Annotated in this window: 22 protein-coding genes; 13 read left to right on the top strand and 9 right to left on the bottom strand. The window is 73.4% G+C overall.

Annotation, left to right across the window (positions count from 1 at the left end; translation table 11 throughout):
* The first annotated feature begins 225 nt into the window (after positions 1 to 225).
* Positions 226 to 2241 carry an NHL repeat-containing protein gene (locus GA0070609_RS15530; protein ID WP_157748182.1) on the top strand — a complete coding sequence of 672 codons (2016 nt, stop codon included), beginning with the start codon at positions 226 to 228 and terminating at the stop codon, positions 2239 to 2241.
* A gap of 216 nt (positions 2242 to 2457) precedes the next feature.
* On the opposite strand, the gene GA0070609_RS15525 is transcribed toward GA0070609_RS15530, so the two are convergent.
* Positions 2458 to 2742, bottom strand: a complete 285-nt coding sequence (locus GA0070609_RS15525) for a hypothetical protein (RefSeq protein WP_157748181.1) — start codon at positions 2740 to 2742, stop codon at positions 2458 to 2460.
* A 121-nt stretch (positions 2743 to 2863) separates the two neighbouring features.
* On the opposite strand from GA0070609_RS15525, the gene GA0070609_RS15520 reads away from it, so the two are divergent.
* Positions 2864 to 3055 carry an AlpA family phage regulatory protein gene (locus GA0070609_RS15520; RefSeq protein ID WP_088994467.1) on the top strand — a complete coding sequence of 64 codons (192 nt, stop codon included), beginning with the start codon at positions 2864 to 2866 and terminating at the stop codon, positions 3053 to 3055.
* A gap of 118 nt (positions 3056 to 3173) precedes the next feature.
* On the opposite strand, the gene blaOXA is transcribed toward GA0070609_RS15520, so the two are convergent.
* From blaOXA to GA0070609_RS15505, 3 genes are all read right to left on the bottom strand, one after another.
* A complete protein-coding gene (blaOXA, locus tag GA0070609_RS15515; RefSeq protein ID WP_197700301.1) occupies positions 3174 to 4097 on the bottom strand; it encodes a class D beta-lactamase in 924 nt (307 codons plus the stop codon).
* On the bottom strand, positions 4090 to 4527 hold the full coding sequence (locus GA0070609_RS15510) for an OsmC family protein (RefSeq protein WP_088994466.1): 438 nt from the start codon (positions 4525 to 4527) through the stop codon (positions 4090 to 4092). Before GA0070609_RS15510 ends, blaOXA begins: the two co-directional genes overlap by 8 nt.
* A 116-nt stretch (positions 4528 to 4643) precedes the next feature.
* Complete coding sequence (locus GA0070609_RS15505) at positions 4644 to 5246, bottom strand: DUF4291 domain-containing protein (protein WP_088994465.1); 603 nt, start codon at positions 5244 to 5246, stop codon at positions 4644 to 4646.
* 92 nt (positions 5247 to 5338) lie between these two features.
* Between GA0070609_RS15505 and GA0070609_RS15500 the strand changes: the two genes are divergently transcribed.
* Positions 5339 to 5833 carry a type II toxin-antitoxin system PemK/MazF family toxin gene (locus GA0070609_RS15500; protein ID WP_088994464.1) on the top strand — a complete coding sequence of 165 codons (495 nt, stop codon included), beginning with the start codon at positions 5339 to 5341 and terminating at the stop codon, positions 5831 to 5833.
* A gap of 12 nt (positions 5834 to 5845) precedes the next feature.
* On the opposite strand, the gene GA0070609_RS15495 is transcribed toward GA0070609_RS15500, so the two are convergent.
* Positions 5846 to 6493 (bottom strand): flavodoxin family protein, encoded by a 648-nt coding sequence (locus GA0070609_RS15495; RefSeq protein ID WP_231928791.1) that lies wholly within the window; start codon positions 6491 to 6493, stop codon positions 5846 to 5848.
* A 162-nt stretch (positions 6494 to 6655) separates the two neighbouring features.
* Between GA0070609_RS15495 and GA0070609_RS15490 the strand changes: the two genes are divergently transcribed.
* The 3 genes from GA0070609_RS15490 (at position 6656) to GA0070609_RS15480 (ending at position 8570) form a co-directional block, all read left to right on the top strand.
* Entirely contained in the window at positions 6656 to 7000 is a 345-nt protein-coding gene (locus tag GA0070609_RS15490; RefSeq protein ID WP_088994463.1) for an ArsR/SmtB family transcription factor, read from the top strand.
* Positions 6984 to 7457, top strand: a complete 474-nt coding sequence (locus GA0070609_RS15485) for an SRPBCC family protein (protein ID WP_088994462.1) — start codon at positions 6984 to 6986, stop codon at positions 7455 to 7457. The genes GA0070609_RS15490 and GA0070609_RS15485 overlap by 17 nt, the downstream gene beginning before the upstream one ends.
* A gap of 93 nt (positions 7458 to 7550) precedes the next feature.
* On the top strand, positions 7551 to 8570 hold the full coding sequence (locus GA0070609_RS15480; RefSeq protein ID WP_088997756.1) for a phosphotransferase enzyme family protein: 1020 nt from the start codon (positions 7551 to 7553) through the stop codon (positions 8568 to 8570).
* Between the two features lie 48 nt (positions 8571 to 8618).
* On the opposite strand, the gene GA0070609_RS15475 is transcribed toward GA0070609_RS15480, so the two are convergent.
* The gene (locus tag GA0070609_RS15475; protein WP_088997755.1) at positions 8619 to 9122 is read right to left on the bottom strand and encodes a DUF4265 domain-containing protein; all 504 of its coding nucleotides are present in this window, start codon (positions 9120 to 9122) and stop codon (positions 8619 to 8621) included.
* On the opposite strand from GA0070609_RS15475, the gene GA0070609_RS15470 reads away from it, so the two are divergent.
* Positions 9121 to 9414, top strand: a complete 294-nt coding sequence (locus GA0070609_RS15470) for a hypothetical protein (RefSeq protein ID WP_088994461.1) — start codon at positions 9121 to 9123, stop codon at positions 9412 to 9414. The two genes, GA0070609_RS15475 and GA0070609_RS15470, sit on opposite strands and share 2 nt — an antisense overlap.
* Positions 9415 to 9450: 36 nt before the next feature.
* On the opposite strand, the gene GA0070609_RS15465 is transcribed toward GA0070609_RS15470, so the two are convergent.
* On the bottom strand, positions 9451 to 10101 hold the full coding sequence (locus GA0070609_RS15465; protein WP_088997754.1) for a GGDEF domain-containing protein: 651 nt from the start codon (positions 10099 to 10101) through the stop codon (positions 9451 to 9453).
* Positions 10102 to 10336: 235 nt separating this feature from the next.
* Between GA0070609_RS15465 and GA0070609_RS15460 the strand changes: the two genes are divergently transcribed.
* From GA0070609_RS15460 to GA0070609_RS34900, 6 genes are all read left to right on the top strand, one after another.
* Positions 10337 to 10576 carry a DUF397 domain-containing protein gene (locus GA0070609_RS15460; protein ID WP_088994460.1) on the top strand — a complete coding sequence of 80 codons (240 nt, stop codon included), beginning with the start codon at positions 10337 to 10339 and terminating at the stop codon, positions 10574 to 10576.
* Between the two features lie 122 nt (positions 10577 to 10698).
* On the top strand, positions 10699 to 11586 hold the full coding sequence (locus GA0070609_RS15455) for a helix-turn-helix domain-containing protein (protein WP_088994459.1): 888 nt from the start codon (positions 10699 to 10701) through the stop codon (positions 11584 to 11586).
* The gene (locus tag GA0070609_RS15450) at positions 11583 to 12398 is read left to right on the top strand and encodes an SAM-dependent methyltransferase (RefSeq protein ID WP_088994458.1); all 816 of its coding nucleotides are present in this window, start codon (positions 11583 to 11585) and stop codon (positions 12396 to 12398) included. The genes GA0070609_RS15455 and GA0070609_RS15450 overlap by 4 nt, the downstream gene beginning before the upstream one ends.
* Before the next feature lie 112 nt (positions 12399 to 12510).
* On the top strand, positions 12511 to 13575 hold the full coding sequence (locus GA0070609_RS15445) for a LacI family DNA-binding transcriptional regulator (protein WP_088997753.1): 1065 nt from the start codon (positions 12511 to 12513) through the stop codon (positions 13573 to 13575).
* A gap of 2 nt (positions 13576 to 13577) precedes the next feature.
* The gene (locus GA0070609_RS15440) at positions 13578 to 13781 is read left to right on the top strand and encodes a hypothetical protein (RefSeq protein ID WP_088994457.1); all 204 of its coding nucleotides are present in this window, start codon (positions 13578 to 13580) and stop codon (positions 13779 to 13781) included.
* Positions 13782 to 13905: 124 nt separating this feature from the next.
* Entirely contained in the window at positions 13906 to 15378 is a 1473-nt protein-coding gene (locus tag GA0070609_RS34900; RefSeq protein ID WP_088994456.1) for a serine/threonine-protein kinase, read from the top strand.
* Between the two features lie 6 nt (positions 15379 to 15384).
* Here GA0070609_RS34900 and GA0070609_RS15430 read toward each other — a convergent pair whose 3' ends face one another.
* Positions 15385 to 16257, bottom strand: coding sequence for an MOSC domain-containing protein (locus GA0070609_RS15430; protein ID WP_088994455.1), 873 nt, complete (start codon positions 16255 to 16257; stop codon positions 15385 to 15387).
* Positions 16254 to 16901 carry a phosphotransferase gene (locus GA0070609_RS15425; RefSeq protein WP_088994454.1) on the bottom strand — a complete coding sequence of 216 codons (648 nt, stop codon included), beginning with the start codon at positions 16899 to 16901 and terminating at the stop codon, positions 16254 to 16256. The genes GA0070609_RS15430 and GA0070609_RS15425 overlap by 4 nt, the downstream gene beginning before the upstream one ends.
* Positions 16902 to 16978 lie beyond the last annotated feature (77 nt).

Here is a 16978-nt window from a genome sequence, read left to right as displayed (position 1 = left end):
GAGGCGGGCGCCCGCCGAGATCGCTGACTCCTCGACCAGGACCGGCTCGACGTGCTCGGCCGGGCACGGACTCAGGATCCCCAACGCCGTTCCGCCCATGACCGAAAAGTAAACCGCCGTCGCCGTCGCCGTTGATTCGGCGATCCAAGGCCATGGACGTATCGATGTCGGCAGGTTACGGTCCTTGGCGTAATCCTCGGGAAGATGACTTGCGCCGGAGGTAGGATGCGCTATCGCAGCACTTTGATCGCTTTGGCCGCGGCCACCACGATGGTCTCGACACTCCTGACGCCCGCCACGGCCTCGGCCGCCCCGACGCCACCCGTCACGGTGGAGGACCACGGTGTCATTCCGCTGACCGCCGTGACCGCCGCCGGGGCCGCCTCCGGGAACATGCCGGATGGCAGTGCTCGCACGTGGACGGTGGTCTCCGGTGAGCCGGCCTACCTGGCCGAGATCGACCCACTCACGGGCAACGTGATCGCCACCTACCCGCTCGACGGCGCGGGCGGTGCCTGGGGTGTCGAGATCGCCGCAGACGGCACGGTCTGGGTCGCGAGCTACGGAAACGGGAACCTCTACTACCTGCCTTACCAGGCAGCTGCCGCGGTGAAGGCCGGCCAGGCCACTCCCGACACGAGTTTCCTCTGGCAGGTGGACACCGACGCCAACGGCGTGGCGTACACGGGCACTTTCGAGGGCTTCGCCGGGGGATCGACGCTGCCGGGCGCCCACGTCGTGGCCTACGACAAGTCAACCGGCCGGTGGCGCGACTACGGCATCTTGGGGGACCAGTACACCTACGTGCGGTCGACCGCGGTCGTCGGCGACAAGGTCTACGCCGGCACCGGGACGCAGGCCGCGCTCTTCGAGATCGACATCGCCAGCGGGGACAAGCGACAGATCCCGCTGCCGGACGGCCGCGCCGATTGCCAGTTCACCTACGAGCTGGCCACCTCCGGAACTGACTTGTTCGTCCGGTTCGAATGCACGAAGAAGAACATCGGTTACGTCTACGACACCGTCACCGGTAGCTGGAAGGCCGGGCCGTGGAACGACTACCTGATGCAGCGCGTCGGACGTGACAGTGCCGGCAACACCTACATCGCGCTCCTCGACGGCGGTGTTCCGGTCCTGCACCGATACGCCCCCGACGGCACGCTGACCAACCTCGGCGTGAAGATGGGCACCAAGGTGGGTGTCGTGACCTCTGGCGGTGCCGAGTACGTCGTCGGCGCGTACGGCAAGGTCCTGCAGTACTACAACCTGACGACGGGCGACCACGCTGAACTGGCACCGGCGCTGCAAGGGACGCCGGTGGCCCCGCGATCGGCAACCTTGGGGCCCACCGGCCAGGTCCACGTCGGCGGCTACTTCTCCGGTGGGTTCGCGAGCTACTCGCCGGGTCAGGACACGTGGACGTTCGACCCGAGGCTGGGCCAGGCGGAGAACCTGGTGACGGTCGGCGACCGCCTGTACGCCGGCGTCTACCCAGGCGCCAAGATCTTCGAGGTCGACCCGACGCGGCCACTCACCAACGGGAATCCGGCCCAGGTCTTCGATCTCACGGCGTCCGGTCAGGACCGTCCGTTCGCCATGGCTGATGCCGGCGGCCTCCTTGCTGTCGGGACGGTCCCGGGCTACGGCCAACTGCAGTCCAGCCTGACGATCTACGACCCCGCGACCGGCAAGGTGGACACGTACTTCGACCTGATCAAGGATCAGAGCATCCTGACGCTGACCTACGCCGACGGAATCCTCTACGGCGGCACGTCCATCTACGGCGGCAACGGCATCGCCCCGACCCAGCAGAACGCACGGGTCTTCGCCTTCTCCATGGCCACCCGCGAGCTGCTGTGGAGCCAGGAGGTCGTCGGGCACGCCCAGGTGACCGCCGCGGCGGTGACATCCGGTAGTCAGGTCTGGGCGGCTACCAACGGCACCCTGTTCGCGTTCGAGCGCAACACCGGGCGCCAGACCTACAGCAAGACGGTCAGGGCCTTCGACTGGGACAACTTCTCGGGCGGCACCTGGCAGGCCGACACGCTCAGCTACAACGCCGCGGACGGCTATCTGTACGGATCCGTTGGCGACACCGTGGTTCGGATCAAGCCGGTCGGCCAGCGCGAGCTCTTCGTGGTCCCCAACGCCAAGGGCAACTGGTTGGTTCTCGACGGGCAGCGCACGTACTGGGTCGACGGGCAGCGCCTCAAGAGCGTTCGCTGGCCAGTCAGCAACTGAACGCCTCGCAAGCGGCACGGTGGTGAGGGCGTCCGGCTCGACCCGTCCGGGGTGGACGCGCTCCTGCTGGTGGTACCAGGGGCGGGCATGACCGGTTCAGATGACCCTCGAGGCTCGCTACGCCTCGTCGGTCGTTCGGACCGAGTGATGCCCGCCCCGCCGGATCGACGTGCCGGCCTACGCCGGTTCGCCCGGTCGTCGGGTCAACGCATACGGTTAGCGCTGCCTGCCTGATGGCTCTCCGTCCCTTGTCTCCGTGACCAGCACGACGTCGGCGCCGGCCATCGGTGCCCAGAAGCTCTCGACCTGACTGAGCGATTCTGACCAGATCACCTCTCGTGCTCCAGGTAGCCCCCGGACCATGAGGATCTCTCCGCCTGGCAGGGCCAGGATCCAGCCGAGGACGTCGTGCATCGAGTTGCTGATGCTGTCGCAGCGGTAGAGGGCGAACACCTGTGGCGTTCGTGGCAGCAGCACTGTCTCCCGGCCGTCATCGCTCACCGGTCACTCCGATCCCGCTCGGCTTCGACCTCGCGCTCAGAGTACACGACTAGAGCATCCGTCTAGTAGGCGTGCGTAAAGTTGACTCACGACTAGTAGGCAGGCACCTAGTGTCCCCGCCATGAAGCGGCTCAGGCTGGTCGGCTCGGCAGAGATCCGCGTCATGCTGGGTGGGATCTCCCGCCAGCGGGTCTACCAGATCACCAACCGCCGCGACTTTCCCGAACCGGTGGCGCAGCTGGCCATGGGGAACGTCTGGCTCGCCGAGGACGTCGAGAAGTGGGTCGCCGAGAAGCGGTCCGATCTGGACTAGGAGAGCCACGGCGCTGACTGCCCGGCCGGGTCGCTTGACGACGTTGAAATCCGGGCGGTTCAGTCGAGGAAGCGGAACAGGTGCAGGCGGTGGCCGTCCACGTGGGCTTCCTCCGAGGTCAGGCGGTGGGCAGGGCGCCGAGGCGGTGCAGCAGCCGCCGGCCCAGCGGCAGCCGCTGCTCGGCGGCGGCGTCGGTGGTGACGTCGACGTTCAGCGCGAACGTGTAGAGCCGGTCGCCGCGCTCGACCCAGCCGACCCACCAGCCGGTGCCGGGTTCGGTGGCGTCGGTCAGGCCGGTCTTGCCGTACAGGCTGTGCTCGGCGGTGCGCTCCAGACGCAGGATGTCCCGGACGGTCGCCTGGTGGGCCGGGTTGGCCGGCAGCTCGCCGCGGGCCAGCCGGGCCAGCCACCGGGCCTGCTCGTCGGCCGAGATCTCCAGCGGTCCGTTGAGCCAGAACCGGTCCACCGCCGGGCCGACCTCGCCGTTGCCGTAGCCGAGCCGGTTCAGCCACTCCCGCTCGCGCTCCGGGCCGATCCGCCGGGCCAGTTCCTGAAACACCGGGACGTTGGAGACCCGGATCGCGTCCCGCAGCCCCATGTCCCGCTCCCAGGCGGCGACGCGCTGCGGCCGGCCGCCGTACGGGATCTTCTCGTGCTCGTCGCGGACCACGCCGGTCTCCAGCGCGATCAGGCTGTGTGGAATCTTGAAGGTCGACGCGGGGATCAACCGGCGTTCGGCCCGCTCCCGATCCACCATGACGACGCGGCCGGCCGACACGTCGTACAGCACGAAGGTGCCGCGCAGCCCGGCCTGCTGGAACAGGCCGGCGAGGTCGTCGCGGGTCTCGACCACCGGCGCGGCGACCGACGGGCCCGGCGTCGCGGTGGTGGCGACCGCCGACGGTCCGGCGGCGGGCGTTCCGCCCGGCGACCCGCCGTCGGTGCAGCCGGCCAGCAGGGTCAGCGCGAGAACGGCGCCAGCGGCGGTCCGGCGGGATGGGCCGGCACCGCCAGTCCCACTGCGGAGCGCCGGATCAGGCACCGACGCCGCCGCCGATTCCGCCCACCACGTCAGCCCGGCCCAGCCGCACCGGCGTGCCCGCGCGCAGCGAGTTGGGGATCTCCGCGATCGCGTCCACCCGGCCGACCAGCTCGCCGAGCCGTTCCGCGGGGGCGTTCCCCTCGACCCGTACGTCGTAGGTGATCTCCGTCGAGACCGCCGGCTCGCCGGTGAAGTCGCCGCGCACGGTCACCTCCACCCGCCACAGCTCGATGCCGGCCGCCCGTGCCTCGCGGAACAGGTCGTTGGAGACGCAGCCGGCCACCGCCAGGTAGAGCAGCTGGCCCCCGTTGAACCCCAGGCCGTCGCCGCCGCCGTCGACCGGGCGGTCCACCACCAGGGTGTACGCCCCGGCGGAGCCGATCGCCGCCGGCCTGCCGGGCAGGCTCCGCGTCCGTACCTCGAAGGTCATCTGCCACCGTCCTCGCCCGTTCCGGCACCGACCGCCCCAGTCAAGCACGCGCCGGCCGCGCACAGGCGCCGCGAGCGGATCGACACCCGCGCAGTGTCATCACCGGTCGGAGTCCGTCACGGCGTCGTCGCGCCGACCACGGCGGCGACCTCGGGCGGCAACGGGTACGGGCGCTCGGGCGGCAGCAGCGCCTCGGCGGCCGGGTCGTCGCCGGCATCGAGCAGCTCGCGGATGGCGCGGGCGGTCGGGGTCACGTCGGTCAGGCTGACCAGCCACTCGTCGACGTACCGCCGCACCGCCTCGCCGGAGAGTCCGACCTGCACCGACCGGTGGGGCAGCGGGGCCAGCCGCAGTGAGCGCTCCGGGTCCCACTGCACCCGGACCGGGCTGGCCCGCAACTGACGCGACCAGGCGGCCCGGTCGGCGTACCGGTGCGGGTCGTAGCTGCTCAGGCAGGCGTGCGCCAGTGCCCACTCGAACCCGGCGCGGGTGATCTCGACGGCCAGCACGCGTTCCTGTCCCGGCTTGGTGGCCCAGCCGCAGCGGTACAGCATCCAGCGGAATGACGGCTTGATCCAGGTCATCCGCTCCCGCTTGAACGGTGGTACGAAGCGTCCGGCGGCCAGCGCGGCGCGGGCGATCTCCGGCGGGTAGGCCTGGTAGACGGTGATGGTCTCCGCCGAGTAGCGGGCGCGGACCTGGTGAGCGGGCACGGACATGCCGACGATCATCGACGGGACCGCGGGCGAGTGCCACCGGATTGCCGACGGCCTCCGCCGAGCCGCCGGGGGCGGAGGATAGGCTGCCCGCCGTGGCAGGTCTGTTGAGGAACGTGGCGGCGCGCATCAGCCGGGTGGGCGGCGCGGTCGTCCCGCGTCCCCGGCGTTCCGGGCCCGCGCCGGCCCAGGTCGCCCGCCGGCGTCAGGTCGCCGCGCTCCAGCGCCGCGAGTTGACGTACGCGCCGGAGCTGGACGGGCACGCCGACCCGGGGGAGGTCGTCTGGACCTGGGTGCCGTACGAGGACGACCCGCGCCAGGGCAAGGATCGCCCGGTGCTGGTGGTGGGCCGGCACAGCCGGACGCTGTTCGGGCTGATGCTGTCCAGCCAGAGCGAGCGGGACGGGCAGCGGCACTGGCTGGCCCTCGGCCCGGGTGCCTGGGACCGGGACAGCCGGCCCAGTTGGGTGCGGCTGGACCGGGTGCTGACCATGCGCGAGGACAGCATCCGGCGCGAGGGCGCGGTGCTGGATCGGGCCCGCTTCGATCGGGTGGGGCGGGCGCTGCGCGCCGGCTACGGGTGGCGCTGACCGGCGCCGTGGTCAGGCGGGCTCCCGGCTGGGGCCGACCCCGGCGTTATTCGTCTCCGGTGGCGGGTACGGCTGCTCGGCCAGCAGCCGGGCCAGGTGCGCGGCGTTGAGCGCGAGCGCCTTGGTGGTGCGGCCGGTGGTGTCCGGCTTCGGGCCGGCGTCGCGGTAGTCGAGCTTGTGCAGCGCCTCGCCGACCCAGTAGGTGGCGCCCGCGGCGGGGCAGGTGAACCCGACCTCGTTGAGCGCCTGCTGCACCTGGCCGATGGTGTGGTGCGCGCCGTCCTCATTGCCGACCACCGCCACGCCGGCGACCTTCCCGTACGTGCACAGGCGGCCCTCGGCGTCGGTTTCGGACAGTTCCGCGTCGAGCCGTTCGAGCACCATCTTGCACACGCTGGACGGCTGGCCGAGCCAGATCGGCGTGGCGATGATGAGGATCTGCGCCGCCAGCAGCTTGGCCCGTAGCGCCGGCCACCCGTCGCCGTCGCCCTCGTCGGTGGAGACCCCGAACCGCACGTCGTGGTCGACGACGCGGACCACTTCGCCCTCGACGCCCTGCTCGGCGAGGGCGGCGAGCACCTCGCGCCCGAGCAGGTCGGAACTCGACGGCGCGGGTGACCGCTTCAGCGTGCAGTTGAGCAGCAGGGCCCGGATCGCCACGTGGGGTCCTTCAGTCGGGGGCGGGTTGAGAGCGACATACCCGACGGCCGGCGTGGAACACTTCGAATCTCCCCGGCGAGTTTTCCCGAACCGCCTTGACACCGGCGTGTCGGCGAGTATGCTCAACCTATCGGTTTATAAACCAGTTGGTTGAGAGTGATGATGTCAGCAGATCCGGTCAGCACCGTCTTCGCCGCCCTCGCGGACCCGACCCGGCGGGCCATCCTGGCCCGGCTGGCGGCCGGCGAGGCGACCGTCAACGAGTTGGCGGAGCCGTTCCCGGTGAGCGTCCAGGCCATCTCCAAGCACCTCAACGTGCTGGAGCGGGCCGGGTTGATCGTTCGCACCCGGGAGGCGCAGTGGCGCCGCTGCCGCCTGGACCCGGCGCCGCTGCGCACGCTCGCCGAGTGGGTCGACCAGTACCGCCGGCTCTGGGACGACCGTTACGACACGTTGGACAGCTACCTGCGAGAACTGAAGGAGAACAGCGATGAGTCAGCTCAGTGACCTGGTCGTGGAGCTTCCCACCGACCACGAGATCACCCTCACCCGCGCCTTCGACGCCCCGCGCGACCTGGTCTTCGCCGCGCACACCCAGGCGGAGCACCTGAAGCGCTGGTGGGGACGGGGCAACCCGCTCGACGTCGAGATCGACTTCCGGGTGGGCGGCCGCTACCGCTTCGTGGAGCACGCCCAGGACGGCAACTCCTACGGCTTCCGCGGCGAGTTCCGCGAGATCGAGGCGCCGGAGCGGATCGTGCAGACCTTCGAGTACGAGGGCATGCCGGGGCACGTCGCGGTGGAGACGCTGGTCTTCACCGAGCAGGACGGCCGGACCGTGGTCACCGGGACCACCCGCTTCGACACCAAGGAGGAGCGCGACGGCATGGTCAGCTCCGGCATGGAGCAGGGCGCCGCCGAGTCCTACAACGCGCTCGCGGAGTACCTGAAGACCCTGGCCTGAACCGGAGTGGCGCCGCGGCCGGCACCGGCCGCGGCGCCGCACGGCACGGAAATTCGGTACGCCCGTCCGCGCCACCGCTGGCAGGGTGTGCCGATGGCCGACGACCCGCTGCCGCTGACCGACTGGGTGCACCACGATTTCGGGGTGCGCCTCACCGTCACCGAGCCGGTCGACCTCGGCGCCGACCGGCGCGCCCTGCTCTGGCGGGCCGAGTCCGCCGACGGCGGCCGGTACGCGGTCAAGCTGAGCGGCGGCGGCACGCCGGCCGGGCTGATCGTGTCGGCGCACCTCGCCGGCCAGGGCGTGCCGGGAATCCCCGCACCGCTGCCCGGCCCCGACGGTCGAGCGTGGACCGTCCGGGACGGCCGCCGCCTCTCCGTCCTGCCCTGGGTCTCCGACGACCGGGCGCTCGGCGGTGCGATGACCGACGCCCACTGGCGGTCGTACGGCCAGGTGCTGGCCCGGGTGCACGCGGCGGAGGTGACCGACGAGCTGGCCGGCCTGCTGCCGCCCGGCGGCGGCACCCACCCGGCGGTGCTCGCCACCCTGCGCGCGGTCGACGAACGGTTGTGCCGGCACCGGCCGGGTGACCGGCTCGCCGACGAGCTGGCCCGGATCTGGTCGACCGCCGCCGGCCCGGTGGCCGAGCTGACCGCCGCGGTGGAGCCGCTCGGCGCCGAGCTGCGCGACCGGCCGGGGCGGGCCGTGGTCTGCCACGGTGACCCGCACCTGGGCAACCTGCTGCTCGGTCCGGCCGGGCGGATCTGGCTGATCGACTGGGACGACGCCGTGCTCGCCCCGCCCGAGTGCGACCTGATGTTCGTCTTCGGCGGGGTGCTGGCCTTCGCCCCGGTCACCGCGGCGCAGCAGGCCGCGTTCCGCGTCGGCTACGGCCCCACCGAGCCCGATCCGGCCCGGCTGGCCTGGTTCCTCACCGTCCGTGCGCTGGACGACCTGGGCGACTGGGCCGGGCAGGTGCTCGACGTGGCGCGGGCCGAGGGGGAGCGGCAGCAGGCGCTGGACATCGTGCGGGGGTTGATCTCACCGGACGGCCTGGTCACCCTGGCCCGCGCCGCCCTGCGCAAGCTGGGCCGGCCGCCGGAGGCCAGGTGAGCCCGGTGCCGCAGACGCAGCCGCAGGTGTGCGACCAGGACGGGCAGGTCAGGCCGCTCGCCATGCGTCGGTCACGCACGCGGCCTCGAAATGCCACCAGCCCTCCGCCTGGCCACGGAGCAGGGTCGCCTTGATCGCCGGAAGGTCCGCGTCGGCGGGCACCGTGAGCGCGACGAGCGGCAGCTCCGGGCTGAACGTCTCGCCGCCCAGGCCGAAAGGCGCCAGCCGATCGTGCACGGCCTGCGCGCTTCGCCCGAGTGGGCCGGTGGGGACCGGGAGGACCCTGACCGTGCAATTGCCCGAGGGCTCGACTCGCTCCGCCGCCCAATGAGCTCCATGGGCGTCTGTCAGGAAGCGCACGACGTCGCCTTCGGCCACGCCGTCCTGCAGGAACGGGACATTGCAGATGCGGGCGGTGTCGGGGCCGACGGTCACGCCCCACAGTCCCTCCCGGTCATAGGGAAGCCACCCTTCGCGGGGGGTGAACCGGAACCAGACCTTGACATGCCGCTCACCGATCGGCCGGTTCCTGTCGGGTGCTGGTGAGGTCATGGCCGCCATGATCCCCGAGGACCGGCCGGAGTGGGGGTCAGGGTCGTCCTCGAGCAAGTGTCGGGCGAGCCTGACCGGCTCGGTCCATGCTTCGAGGGACTCGAATCGCGAGAGCCTGCGCGACGACGCGGATCTCAGGATCGCGGGGCTCGGCGTCACGCGGATCAGCCGGCAAGACGTCTCCACGTCGGTGTCGGACGCCCAGCCGGACGTGTGGACCTTCCTCCACTTCGAGGCGACGGACGACCTGGCTGACGAACTTGCCCGTTCGTTGGCCCGTTCGTTGGACTGATCCGCCCCGACGGCCGCCGCCTGCCGTCGGTCGTCGTCAGCACTCGGCGAGGCGGGGGCTGTCCACCAGCTGCCGGGGTGGCCGGCCGGTGCCGAGGCTCTTCGCCCGGTACATGGCGGCGTCGGCCCGACCGAGCGCCTCGGTGAGCTGCGCCGGGCCGGCGACCGGGGCAAGCCCGACCGACGCGGTGACCCGTACGCTGCGCCCGCCGAGCGGGATGGGCGCGCCGAGCGTCTCGCCGAGCCGCCGGGTGGCGTGGTCGATCCACCGCCGGTCGACGGTCGGACTGGCCAGCAGGCCGGCGAACTCGTCGCCGCCGAGCCGGGCCACCAGGTTGTCGCCGGCGAACGCGGTCAACCGCTCGGCGACGATGATCAGCACCTGGTCGCCGGCGGCGTGCCCGAAGCGGTCGTTGACCTGCTTGAAGTCGTCCAGGTCGACGACGACCGCGATCAGCGTCCGGCCGTCCGCCCGGGTGAGCAGGGTGGCGGCCAGCCGGTAGAAGGCGCGGCGGTTGGGCAGGCCGGTGAGCGGGTCGTGGCTGGCCGCGTGCCGTTCAGCCGCCAACTCGGCCTGGAGGTGCTCGATCTCGGCCTCTGCGCGCAGCGCCCGCTGCCGCAGCTGCCAGGAGGTGAGGAGCGCGCCAGCGGCGCAGATGCCGGACGCCACGGACATCGGATCCGGCACGAACCCTCCCATCGCCGCACCGCCTCCGGCGAGCGGCCGGACGGCTGCATCCGGCCGGGCCAGCACCCGGCTCGGAGTAACTCAGCGTGAACAGCTGAGCACCATTCACGTGCGTTATCATGCTCGCCGTCCGATGCAGATGCAAGAGCAGATGCACGTGCAGGAAGCCCTTCGTCGACCGCCATGGCAACCCCCGGCCGGCCTCGTGGGCTCCCAGAGAGAAAGACACCGCTTGATGCAGCAGCCACCCAACGGCGTTCCGATCAACCAGCTGCCCCCGCTCACCTGGCAGAAGAGCCGGCGGAGCAACCCCAGCGGCAACTGCGTCGAGTTGGCCCAGCTGCCCGAAGGGGCCGGCATCGCGGTGCGCAACTCCCGGCACCCCGAGGGGCCGGCACTGATCTACACAGTGGACGAAATCGCCGCCTTCGTGCTCGGCGCCCGGGACGGCGACTTCGACCACCTCATCGGCTGACCGGCCGTCCCGTCGACCGGACCGGATCCACCGCTTCGGAGGAGTTCACCTCACTCAGGGTTCATGGCATGCTTACACGTCGGCCGGGCGGGGGCGTCCGGTCGGGGTGCGGAGGGCGGCACATGACCATGGTTTCCGCAGAGGGCGGTCCGGCGACCGGCCCGACCGTGCTGCGGATGCTGCTCGGCGCCCAGTTGCGGCGGCTGCGGGAGGCCAGCGGGGTGACCCGGGAGGGCGCCGGCTGGGAGATCCGGGCCTCCGAATCCAAGATCAGCCGGATGGAGCTGGGCCGGGTCGGGTTCAAGGAGCGCGACGTCGCCGACCTGCTCACCCTCTACGGGGTCACCGCGGCCGAGGAGCGGGAGCCGCTGCTCAAGCTCGCCCGGGACGCCAACAGCCCGGGCTGGTGGCACCGGTACGGCGACGTGCTGCCCAGCTGGTTCCAGTCCTACCTCGGGCTGGAGGCGGCCGCCGCGCTGATCCGTACCTACGAGGTGCAGTTCGTACCCGGCCTGTTGCAGACTCCGGCGTACGCCCGGGCCGTGGTGCTGCTCGGCCACCCCCGCGCCGACGCCGCGGAGGTCGACCGCCGGGTCGACCTGCGGATGCGCCGCCAGCAGCTGCTGCGCCGCCCGCGGCCGCCCCAGCTCTGGGCGGTGGTCGACGAGGCCGCGCTGCGCCGGCCGATCGGCGGGCCGGCGGTGATGCGCGAGCAGCTGACCGCGCTGATCGAGGCGACGTCGGCGCCGAACATCCGGTTGCAGGTCGTCCCGTTCACCGCCGGTGGCCACGCCGCGGCCGGGGGCGCCTTCAGCATCCTGCGCTTCGGCGACCAGGACCTGCCCGACATCGTCTACATCGAGCAGCTCACCAGCGCGCTCTACCTCGACAAGCGCGACGACCTCGACTACTACGCGGTGGCGATGGAACGGCTCTGCGTCGAGGCCGAGCCGCCGGAGCGGACGCCGGAGCTGCTCGCCCGGATCCGCGACGAGCTGTATCCGCAGTGAACAAACCCGGCGACCGCATCGACATCTCGGTGGCCCACCCGGCCCGCCGCTACAACTACTGGCTCGGCGGCAAGGACAACTTCCAGGCCGACCGGGACTCCGGTGACGCCATCGCGGCGGCCTTCCCGACCATCCGCACCACCGCGCTGGAGAACCGCCGCTTCCTCCAGCGCGCCGTCGGCCACCTCGCGCGCGAGGCGGGCATCCGCCAGTTCCTCGACATCGGCACCGGCATCCCGACCGCCGACAACACCCACGAGGTCGCCCAGGCCATCGCGCCCGAGTCCCGGGTGGTCTACGTCGACAACGACCCGATCGTGCTCGCCCACGCCCGGGCGCTGCTCACCAGCTCGGCCGAGGGAGCCACCGCGTACCTCGACGCGGACCTCCGAGACCCGGAGCGGATCCTGGCCCACCCCGACCTGCGGCGCACCATCGACCTGTCCCGACCGGTCGGGCTGATGCTGGTGGCGATCCTGCACTTCGTCCCGGACTCCGACGACCCGGGGGGCCTGGTCGGCCGGCTGCTCGACGCCCTGCCCGCGGGCAGTTACCTGGCCGCGTCGCACGCCACCGCCGACCACCTGCCGCCCGAGGTGGCCGCGGAGGCGAAGGCGGCCGGGCGGGGCGGCGGCCCGCACGGCCTGATCGCCCTGCGCAGCCGGGCCGAGGTGGCCCGCTTCTTCGCCGGCCTCGAACTGGCCGAGCCCGGCCTCACCTCGGTCGCCGAGTGGCGGGCCGAGGCCGAGCCGCGGCCCCGCCCGTCGGCCGCCGAGGTCAGCATGTACGGAGCGGTCGCCCGCAAGCCCTGACCGCCGCCCCGCCAGCCCGGCCGGCGCTTTCTCGCTTTCGCATTGACCGATGTGCGTCGTCCGGCTAGTCTCTGAATCGATCCAGACTGAATCGATCCAGAAGGGGGTGCCGGTGAAGCCGACCCTGCAGGCCGTGGCGGACGCCGTCGGCGTCTCCCGCAGCACCGTCTCCAACGCCTACAGCCGTCCCGACCAGCTCTCCGCGGAGCTGCGCCGGCGGATCCTGGAAACCGCCCAGCGGATCGGCTACCCCGGCCCCAACCCCACCGCGCGGTCGCTGCGGCGCGGCTACGTCGGCGCGATCGGCGTGCTCTTCGAGCCGGAGCTGTCGTACGCCTTCACCGACCCGTTCGCGGTCCGCTTCCTGGCCGGCGTCGCCGCCGCGGCCGAGCGGCACGGCACCAGCCTGCTGCTCGTGCCGGTGCCGCCGGACGAGGCGGCCGCCCGGCGGGCGGTGGAGAACGCCGCGGTCGACGGGTTCTGCGTCTACTGCGTGGGCGACGAGGGCTGGGTGGTCGACGTGCTCCGCGAGCGGGGCCTGCCGATTGTCACCACCGTGCCCCGCCCGGACGCCGGCCCCACCGACCGGTACGTCGGCATCGACGAGCGCGCCGCGGCCCGGTCGATCGCCGCCCACGTGGCCGGGCTCGGCCACCGGCGGGTGGCGCTGCTCGGCGACGGCGTGCTGCCGGGTGCGACGCCCGGCCCGCTGCGGCTCGCCGGGCCGGACGACGCACCGCAACCCACCACCCGCGGCCGGCTCGCCGGGTTCGCCGACGCCTTCGCCGAGGTCGGCGTCGACTGGTCCGCGCTGACCGTGCTCAGCGCCGCCGACAACAGCCGGGCGGCCGCCGCCGCGGCGGTGACCGACACGCTCGCCGCGGCCGACCCCCCGACCGCCGTGCTGGCCTGCTCCGACGTGCTGGCGCTGGGCGTGCTCGACGCGCTCGCCGCCCACCGCGACGCCGACCGACCACCGGTCTCGGTGACCGGCTTCGACGACATCGCCGAGGCCGCCGAGGTCGGCCTCACCACCGTCCGCCAGCCGGCCGAGGAGAAGGGGCGCATCGCCGCCGAACTGCTGCTCGACCCGCCCGCTGAGCCCACCGCGGGGCACGTCCTGCTGCCCACCGCACTCGTCGTCCGGTCGACCACCGGACCTGTCCCGAGGAGTTGACCATGGAACAGCCCACCGGCTACATCTTCGCCATCGACGCGGTGACCCGACACGTCAACTCGGCCCGGCCGGACGCGCCGGTCCAACCCGAGCGGCCCCGGGCCGTCCGGCTCGCACCCACCCGGCGGGCCACCGCCGCCGCCCTGCGCCGGCTCGCCGACCGGATCCAGCCGGCTCCGCTGCCGGCACCTCCGCGCTGCTCGTAGCCCGGCTGCGGGTGGCGGCCGCCACCCGCGACACCGGACGTACCGGCACGATCCGGCACGCCCGAGGCCGGACCGGGCACCGCGGCTGGTGGCCGGTCCGGCGGGCCAGGCAGACTGGACGCCTATGTCGCCGTTCACTCCCAGCCTCCGGCTGCACGACCGGTACGTCCTGCGCGAGCGCATCGGGCTCGGCGGGATGTCCGAGGTGTGGCGCGCCGACGACGACGTGCTCGGGCGCCCCGTCGCGGTGAAGGCGCTCGCCGGCGAACTGGCGGCCGACCCGCAGCTGCGGGCCACCATCCAGCGCGAGGCCCGCGCCGCCGCCCGGCTCACCCACCCGCACGTCACCCAGGTGTACGACTACGGCGAGGCGACCCTGGCCGGCGGCACGGTGGTGCCGTACCTCGTGATGGAGCTGGTCGAGGGGCGCAACCTCGCCGACCGCCTCACCGCCGGCCCGCTCGCCTGGCCCGACGCGGTGCGGATGGCCGGCCAGGTCGCCGCCGCGCTCACCGCCGCCCACCGCATCGGCGTGGTGCACCGTGACATCAAGCCGGGCAACGTGATGCTCACCGACACCGGCGCCAAGGTGCTCGACTTCGGCATCGCCGCCCTCGCCGGCCCGCGCGCCGGGCAGACCGGCGAGCTGCTGATGGGCACGCCGGCGTACTTCGCGCCGGAGCGGATGACCTCCGGCGCGCCGGACCCGGCCAGCGACGTCTACGCCCTCGGCGCGCTGCTCTACCGCACCCTCACCGGTCGGGCCCCGCTGCCCGTGCAGACCTGGGAGGACGCGATGGAGGTGCACGCCCGGCACACGCCGGTGCCACCGCTGCGGATCCCCGGCCTGCCCGCCGACATCGCCGAGCTGACCCTGGCCTGCCTCGCCGCCGACCCGGCCCGCCGCCCCACCGCGGTGCAACTGGCCAACCGGTTCGCCACCGGCCAGCCGGCCGACCCGCCCACCGCCATCCTGCCGACCGTTCCCGCCGGCGCCGCCCGCCCGCCGGCCGGGCACCCGCCCACCCTGGTCGAGCGGTCCCTGGCGTACCCCCGGCCCGCCGCGGGCGCGACGCCGGGCCCGACGGGGCCGCAGCGGGCTCCCGACCGGTCGAACCGGGCGCTGACCGGGCTGGTCGCGGCCGGCCTGGCGCTGCTGCTCGGCCTGGTCGGGGTGCTCGTGCTCGCCGACGGCGACGGCACCGCGCCCAGCACGGCCGGTCCGTCCGCCACCGCCCCGGCCGCACCGCCCACCAGCAGCGAGCCCGCGCCGGAGCCGAGCAGCGCCCCACCGTCGACCAGCAACGGAGCGCAGCCGGTCGGGTTCCGGCAACTGGCCGCCGAGTTCGCCGCGCTGCTCGCCCAGCTCCAGGCCCGGGGCGAGATCGACCGGCGGACCGTCGAGGAACTGCGGGACAAGCTCGTCGACCTGGCCCGGGGCAAGCCGAAGGACCGCGCCAAGCGGATCGAGGACCTGCGCGAGCGCATCGCCGAGGCGGAGGAGCGGGAGCGGATCTCGCCGGACGCCGCGGACCGCCTGAACGACCTGCTCGACCGGGTCACCGGGGTGCCCGGCGACGACGAGGACAACGACTGAACCCGCTCAGCCGACCTCGACCAGCGCCCCCTGCGCAACCCGCCCGGCCCGCACCACCAGCGCGTACGCACCGACGCAGGGCTGCGGGTCGAGCTGGGGCAGGGGCGCGACCCGGTTGAGCCGCGCCGGAGCCCGCAGCGCCGTCACCTGACGGGGCAACTCGCCGTGCGCCAGGGTCGGCACCGCGCAGCGCGGCGTGGCCGCCAGCACCCGCAGCACCAGCGCGTCACCGATCCGCAGCTCCCGACCCACCCACTCGTTCTCCACAAACCCGTCCGCCGGGACGTCGATCACCAGGTTCGGCCGGTAGCGCACCGGCTCGAAGCCGTCGCCCGACCCTTCGCCGCCGTCCCGGCCGGTGGCGCCGCCTCGGGGTTCGGCGGTCTCGGCGGCCAGCCGGCGCAGGGTCGCGGTGGTGACCAGGTGGATCGGGGCGAAGTCGAAGAACGTCCCCGGCGCGGCGGTGCCGAGCGGGCTCAGGTCCACCGGCACGTCCGCGGTGACGCCGGCGTCCAGCACCGCCTCCGGCCGGGCCCGGTCCAGCACCGCCCCGTCGGGTGGCGTGCCGGTCAGCGTCACCGGCGCGCCGAGCACCCGGGACAGCACCTCGTCCACCTCGGCGTCCACGCTCGACACCGTCCGCCCGTCGGGGAGGATGATCCGGACCGGCCCGGGCGCGGCGCCGGACGCCCGGAGGGTGAGCAGGCCCCGCCAGTGTCGCGGGTGCTTCGCGCTGGCCACCCGGCCGGTCTCCCGGTGCACCGGGGCGAGCCCCCGGTCGCCGGCCACACCCGTCGCGGTCACCTCGGCCGCGGTCAGCCGCTCGCCCAGCATCGACTTGACCGGGTACCGCCAGAGCTGGGCCAGCCGCCCGGTCATCCGGTCGCCCCGGCCCGGACCAGGGCAGCCGCCTCGGCCACCCGGTCGGCGCCGTACGGGCCGAGCCGCGCCCGGACGGCGACCGCCTCCGCCAGCAGATCCAGCGGCCCGACCTCGGCCAGGTACGCGCCGAGCAGGCCCCGGGCCGGCCCGGTCAGGTCGTGGGCCGGGTCGGTGGCGACCTCACCGACGATCAACGCGGTGACGGCCAGGTCCAACCCGGGCGGCCCCTCGGCGGTGTTCCGCCAGTCGACGACCACCGGGCCGTCCGGGGTCAGCATGACGTTCTCCGGGTGCAGGTCGAGGTGCAGGACCCGGTCCGCCGGGTCGATGGACCGCCGCGCGGGCAGCGCGTGCAACCGGTGCAGCAGGTCGGCCAGGATCCGGCCGGCGGACCGGACGTCGGTGCTGCCCGTGGCGGCCGCCGCGGCGAGGGTCGGACCCGTCAGTCGGCGCATGACCAGGTCCGGCCCGTCCGCCTGGTACACCTCGGGCACCGGATAGCCGAGCCGGTGCAGGTACGTCATCACCGCCGCCTCGTCCCGGACGTCACCACCGCGCCGGTAGCGGCGCAGCACCCGCCCGTCGCCGAGCGGATAGACATCGGCGTCACGGCCGGAGGCGAGGGGAGGTGACGCGCTCACGCCGCCACCGTAACCGGGCGGCGTCGCCGCTGCCGCCCCGCGGGCCGGCTCGCCGCGACACCCGCCCCGCGCCGGCG

Origin of the sequence: Micromonospora echinaurantiaca, from assembly GCF_900090235.1 — a bacterium.
Classification (GTDB): domain Bacteria; phylum Actinomycetota; class Actinomycetes; order Mycobacteriales; family Micromonosporaceae; genus Micromonospora; species Micromonospora echinaurantiaca.
This window is presented reverse-complemented; position numbering and strand designations above follow the sequence as displayed.

Excerpts from the sequence above, each read along its gene's own strand:
- GA0070609_RS15485 (WP_088994462.1), top strand. The coding sequence starts at position 6,984 with ATGAGTCAGCTCAGTGACCTGGTCGTGGAGCTTCCCACCGACCACGAG.
- GA0070609_RS15470 (WP_088994461.1), top strand. The coding sequence starts at position 9,121 with ATGGCCGCCATGATCCCCGAGGACCGGCCGGAGTGGGGGTCAGGGTCG.
- GA0070609_RS34900 (WP_088994456.1), top strand. The coding sequence starts at position 13,906 with ATGTCGCCGTTCACTCCCAGCCTCCGGCTGCACGACCGGTACGTCCTG.
- GA0070609_RS15455 (WP_088994459.1), top strand. The coding sequence starts at position 10,699 with ATGACCATGGTTTCCGCAGAGGGCGGTCCGGCGACCGGCCCGACCGTG.
- GA0070609_RS15530 (WP_157748182.1), top strand. The coding sequence starts at position 226 with ATGCGCTATCGCAGCACTTTGATCGCTTTGGCCGCGGCCACCACGATG.
- GA0070609_RS15480 (WP_088997756.1), top strand. The coding sequence starts at position 7,551 with ATGGCCGACGACCCGCTGCCGCTGACCGACTGGGTGCACCACGATTTC.
- GA0070609_RS15520 (WP_088994467.1), top strand. The coding sequence starts at position 2,864 with ATGAAGCGGCTCAGGCTGGTCGGCTCGGCAGAGATCCGCGTCATGCTG.
- GA0070609_RS15430 (WP_088994455.1), bottom strand. The coding sequence starts at position 16,257 with ATGACCGGGCGGCTGGCCCAGCTCTGGCGGTACCCGGTCAAGTCGATG.
- GA0070609_RS15475 (WP_088997755.1), bottom strand. The coding sequence starts at position 9,122 with ATGACCTCACCAGCACCCGACAGGAACCGGCCGATCGGTGAGCGGCAT.
- GA0070609_RS15440 (WP_088994457.1), top strand. The coding sequence starts at position 13,578 with ATGGAACAGCCCACCGGCTACATCTTCGCCATCGACGCGGTGACCCGA.
- GA0070609_RS15490 (WP_088994463.1), top strand. The coding sequence starts at position 6,656 with ATGTCAGCAGATCCGGTCAGCACCGTCTTCGCCGCCCTCGCGGACCCG.
- GA0070609_RS15505 (WP_088994465.1), bottom strand. The coding sequence starts at position 5,246 with ATGTCCGTGCCCGCTCACCAGGTCCGCGCCCGCTACTCGGCGGAGACC.
- GA0070609_RS15460 (WP_088994460.1), top strand. The coding sequence starts at position 10,337 with ATGCAGCAGCCACCCAACGGCGTTCCGATCAACCAGCTGCCCCCGCTC.
- GA0070609_RS15510 (WP_088994466.1), bottom strand. The coding sequence starts at position 4,527 with ATGACCTTCGAGGTACGGACGCGGAGCCTGCCCGGCAGGCCGGCGGCG.